Below are 3,362 nucleotides of genomic sequence, written 5' to 3'. Positions count from 1 at the left end.
ACTGATGGTCTTCCTCGCCAGCTTCGCCGGCTACGCCAGCGTCGACAGCGTCGCCCTGGACGCGGTCGCCGGCGCCGCCGGACCGGGGGTCTTCGTCAGCACCCTCGGACGCCTCGACGACCACGCCAGCGCCGCAGACGCCGCGTTCACCGTCGGCAACGACCAGGGCCCCGACGCCACCGGCCAGACCTGGCCCACCGCTCACCACCGCTTGGTCTCCGTCGGCGACGTCATCAAGGTCACCGACCCCTACCAGCGCACCGCCTACCTCAGCGTCGACGGCGTCGGCTTCACCGAGATCCCCGAGCCCACCGTGTTCGTCACCGTTGCCCCAGTGGACTTCGACCTCATGCAGTGACCCTGCACCGGCCCCCTACTGTCGGCCCCGCCCCGCCCCGCCATCTGGCAGGACGGGGCCCCCGCGTGCCCGCGCCCGAGCGAAGTCGGCCACTGCGCCGCCTGCCGCCCACCGATCGGCCCCGCCCCCGCCCCGGGACCGGCCGCTGCCTGACCCACCCCACGCCCGACCGTGCCCGCCCCCGGCACCGGTACCGCGCCTGTGACCGCCGCGCCCCGTACCCGTGTCGGCAACTCCCGTGATTCCGGACCGTACCCGCGCCCCGCACCGCGCCCCCGCGCCCCGCCCCGCGCCCCGCCGGGTCCCTGCCGGGCCGGGCAACGCCCGCCCCCAGGGCCGGGTTGCCGCCCTAGCCAGCCGCGCACCGACAGTGCCACCACCGGCCGCACCGCACGCCCTCTACCGCAGCTTCGCCCGGCCCGGTCCCGGCGTCCCCACAACCCAATCGAACGTCAAGGAGAGGCCACGATGCACCCGTACACCACGAAGCCCGGCCCGAACCACGAAGCGCCAGCCACTTTGTGGGCGTCGGCCAAGAAGCTCATCCAGTACGGCCGTGAGGTCGCCTCCGGGCAGCGGGAGCCCACCCTCGACAGCGGAGGACACCGCCGCACCCCCGTCAGCTACGTCAACGTGGCGAACGAATTCCGCCGCTCGGCGCTGATCGGGGCACTGTGGATGAGGAAGGTTCCGGTCATGCCCGCTGGGTATCTCCTCGCACCACACCCCCTGGGTATCTGGGTGGACAGGGACGACCTCTCCGTCACCGACGCCCTCGGGGACCGCATCGCCCCCCGGCAGCTCCCCGCACTGCACTCCGACGCCGTAGCGGTGCTCATCACCGCACTTGACGAAGCCACACGTTCCTGCACCCGCACGCCCAGGGTGACCGGGGCCTACCCATCCCAAGGAGACACGCCGTGCACCGCGTGCGCCGCCTGGTGGTCACGCCACCGACCGTGAGCGGGAAACGTGTCCCCGACACGAGGGAGACCATCTCAGCGCGAAGCACACCGTCCCAGGGCACCGGATTCCGCCGGACTCCCTCAACGCCCCGCGCCGCCCGGCCCACCCCCGTCCCGGGGTGGGCCGTTCGCGTTCGCCACGCCCGCCCCGCCGCCCTGGCCTGAACGCCCCCTACCCCTGCCCGCCGTCCCCGCAGCGAGCTGCCGGCACGGTTGCGGTGCTAACCCCCAACGCTGCGCATGGTCTCGCCGCACCCCTCCACACGACGGAAGGACCCCCGGGACCATGCCCACTCCCTCAGCCGGACAGTTCCTGCAGAACGCCCTCAGCCGTGCGCACATCACCTCCCGCCCGGACAGGGAAGGCGGATGCCGCTACATCGCCGTACCCGTCGGCGCCCACGGCATCATCATGGTCACCGGCATCGTCGGCCGCGCCAAGGAGAACGAGATCGACTACCGCCCGAGCGAGCACCAGGGCTGGGGAGCCGTCTACTACCCCGACACCGAGAAGGACAACGGCAACTTCACCGAGTTCTACCAGTCCACCAACACTGACCTCGCCCAGGACACCACCCGCGTCGTCACGGCCGTCCAGGACGTGATCGCCGGGCACTCCGCCAGCTGACCCCACGCAACACGCCGCCGACACGACCCGCCCCTCCCCAAGGGACGGGTCGTGTCGCGTTCGTCGTACCCGGAACCGCCGTGCCCGCGCCTCGACCCGTGCCGTGCCGTGCCGCGGGTGGCCAACGTCCGGGCACCACACCCGGGTTGCCGCCCTAGCCGGCCGCGCCCCGACAGTGCCACCACCCCTGCTGCACCGCATGTCCTCTACCGCGGCCTCACGCGGTCCCTCGACATCCCCCTCCTGGAAGGCAGTTCCGGCATGTTCCTGCACCTGACCACCCTCCACAACCTCGACCGGGAACCGATAGGCACCGTCGACGCCCAGTTCGTCGGCGGTCACCGCACCCACACCTGGCTCGTCGTCGCCACCACCCCCCACAACACCGGCGACACAGTCGACCTCTACCCCTACGGCCCCTTCGCCACCGATGACGGCGCCCGCGCCTGGGCCGAAGCCCACCTCGCCCCCTACAGCACCTACACCGTCAGCCCGCTCACCGCTCCCTACACCAGCGCCACCGTCGCCGAGGAACTTGGCAAGCCGCTCCGTTCCGATGCCGAGCTCCACGCCGCAGACGAGGCCGCCGACCGTGTCGCCCCCCTCCTGGCCGCCCTCACCACCACCCCGCCCGCCACCGACACCGAGAAGTGAGGAACTGCCATGGGCCATCAGATCATCGAGCAACCAGACGGGCTCCTCGCCGTCTTCTCCACCGTCGTCTCCTCCTTCGTCGTCACCGACGCCACCCCAGAAGAACTCATCGACTGGTACGCCGAGGAAGCCGCCCGCGAAGCACGGGAGCGCACGAAACGACTGCTGGACAAAGTCGCCCAAGGAACGCACGCCGCGTACGGGCAGCACGCGTTGACGTGGGAGGAAGCCTCCCAAATCCACCAGGAGTGCAGCAGCGATCCAGACGAGAGCTGACACACAACGCTGCGCCCGCCGGGGGCGGCCCGGTCCGTCCGTCTGCTGAACACGCAGGCAGCCCGCACGCCCTCCAGCTCTTGCCACCACTCGACTAAGTCCTAGGAGCTGTGATGCGCATACCGTTCACACGCCGCTACCACCGCCCGGTGACACCTGCGCAGGCCGTCACCCAGGCCCTGCGGCGCCACGGACTACGACCGGGCTACGGCAAAGACTTCCGCGTCGGTGTGATCTACCGGGAGAGCGGGATCCTGATCCTCACGAGAGAGCGCCTGCACGTGTCCTTCTCACCCTTGGCCAGGGCCCGGGTACTGGCCAAGCGGGACATCATCGAACGTGATTGCGCGCGAGCCGGTTGGCCCTTCCACGTACACAGTCACTCCGACGACAGCGTCCACATGACCAGCGACCTGAACGTCGTGCCGCCCCTCCCGGTCCGGCCCGCCCGCTGACCTTCGTCAACCCGTTCATCCAATGG

Annotated in this window: 5 protein-coding genes and 1 pseudogene; all 6 read left to right on the top strand. The window is 70.9% G+C overall.

Annotated elements, in window-relative coordinates:
* Window positions 1–358 (top strand): annotated as a pseudogene (locus tag ACWFR4_RS47780) (hypothetical protein); the annotation flags it as partial.
* A gap of 468 nt (window positions 359–826) precedes the next feature.
* A complete protein-coding gene (locus ACWFR4_RS47775; RefSeq protein ID WP_453658137.1) occupies window positions 827–1,321 on the top strand; it encodes a hypothetical protein in 495 nt (164 codons plus the stop codon).
* Window positions 1,322–1,609: 288 nt separating this feature from the next.
* On the top strand, window positions 1,610–1,951 hold the full coding sequence (locus ACWFR4_RS47770) for a hypothetical protein (RefSeq protein WP_453658135.1): 342 nt from the start codon (window positions 1,610–1,612) through the stop codon (window positions 1,949–1,951).
* A 261-nt stretch (window positions 1,952–2,212) separates the two neighbouring features.
* Window positions 2,213–2,605, top strand: a complete 393-nt coding sequence (locus tag ACWFR4_RS47765) for a hypothetical protein (protein ID WP_453658133.1) — start codon at window positions 2,213–2,215, stop codon at window positions 2,603–2,605.
* A gap of 9 nt (window positions 2,606–2,614) precedes the next feature.
* Window positions 2,615–2,881, top strand: a complete 267-nt coding sequence (locus tag ACWFR4_RS47760; protein WP_453658131.1) for a hypothetical protein — start codon at window positions 2,615–2,617, stop codon at window positions 2,879–2,881.
* A 113-nt stretch (window positions 2,882–2,994) separates the two neighbouring features.
* Window positions 2,995–3,336 (top strand): hypothetical protein, encoded by a 342-nt coding sequence (locus ACWFR4_RS47755; RefSeq protein ID WP_453658129.1) that lies wholly within the window; start codon window positions 2,995–2,997, stop codon window positions 3,334–3,336.
* Window positions 3,337–3,362 lie beyond the last annotated feature (26 nt).

The sequence above is a fragment of the Streptomyces sp. NPDC055140 genome (genome assembly GCF_053607285.1).
The sequence above is the reverse complement of the archived record's forward strand: the minus strand, read 5'-3'. Positions and strand labels throughout refer to the sequence as shown.

Bases quoted from the DNA above. Each gene is read 5' to 3' on its own strand.
- ACWFR4_RS47775 (WP_453658137.1), top strand. From the start codon at position 827: ATGCACCCGTACACCACGAAGCCCGGCCCGAACCACGAAGCGCCAGCC.
- ACWFR4_RS47765 (WP_453658133.1), top strand. From the start codon at position 2,213: ATGTTCCTGCACCTGACCACCCTCCACAACCTCGACCGGGAACCGATA.
- ACWFR4_RS47770 (WP_453658135.1), top strand. From the start codon at position 1,610: ATGCCCACTCCCTCAGCCGGACAGTTCCTGCAGAACGCCCTCAGCCGT.
- ACWFR4_RS47755 (WP_453658129.1), top strand. From the start codon at position 2,995: ATGCGCATACCGTTCACACGCCGCTACCACCGCCCGGTGACACCTGCG.
- ACWFR4_RS47760 (WP_453658131.1), top strand. From the start codon at position 2,615: ATGGGCCATCAGATCATCGAGCAACCAGACGGGCTCCTCGCCGTCTTC.